General features: G+C 60.7%; 1 protein-coding gene. It reads right to left on the reverse strand.

The features are described 5' to 3' along the window. Positions 1 to 687 (reverse strand): hypothetical protein (locus J4F42_05875; protein MCE2485021.1); only part of this gene is annotated, 687 nt, incomplete at both ends.

The raw sequence follows: 687 nt of genomic DNA on the forward strand, positions 1-687 counted from the left end.
ATAGGCGAGGCCCAGATAGGTAGACATCAGCCCGCCCATGGAGGCGCCCATCGTCCCCCGCCCATCCCGGTGATCAATCGTGCGGTAATGGCTGTCAATATGGGGGATCATTTCCTGTTCGAGAAAGCGGGCATAGTCATCGTTCGCCCAATACTCGCGGATGCGTTCGCCAGGATTCATCATGACCGCCATCAGCGGCGGAACTTCCCCAGCCTGAATAAGATTATCGAGCACGGTCGCCAGGCGGGCACGGGTCAGATACTCCCCCCCGTCGTGGACATACATGGTCGGGTAGCGGGTCGTCTTGGCCTGCTCATAGTTGGGCGGCAGGTAGACATAGACCCGTCGGGTGTTGTGCATGATCGCGCTCTGAAAGTCGAACTCCTCGACCTCGCCGTGCGGGATGTCGGACACCTGTTCGAGTTCCGGCGGATCGCGCAAGTCCCCGATGATAAAGTAGGAATTCTGCTCACCGACGCCGTTATCGACCGCATTGGGGCAAAAGGGATCGGACACCCACTCTCCGTCGACGATGAATTTATATTCTACCCGGGCCGGTCCCTGGACGTCGACCGTCAGATAAAAGAAGCCGGTCGTACCCAGGGGCGAGAGCGGCATGCCGGTCTGCCCCCACTGGGTCAGCTCGCCGGTCAGGGCGACCCGCCGGGCATCCGGGTCGTAGTAGAC

The organism is Desulfurellaceae bacterium, assembly GCA_021296095.1.
In the GTDB taxonomy this organism is placed as follows: Bacteria; Desulfobacterota; Binatia; order Bin18; family Bin18; genus JAAXHF01.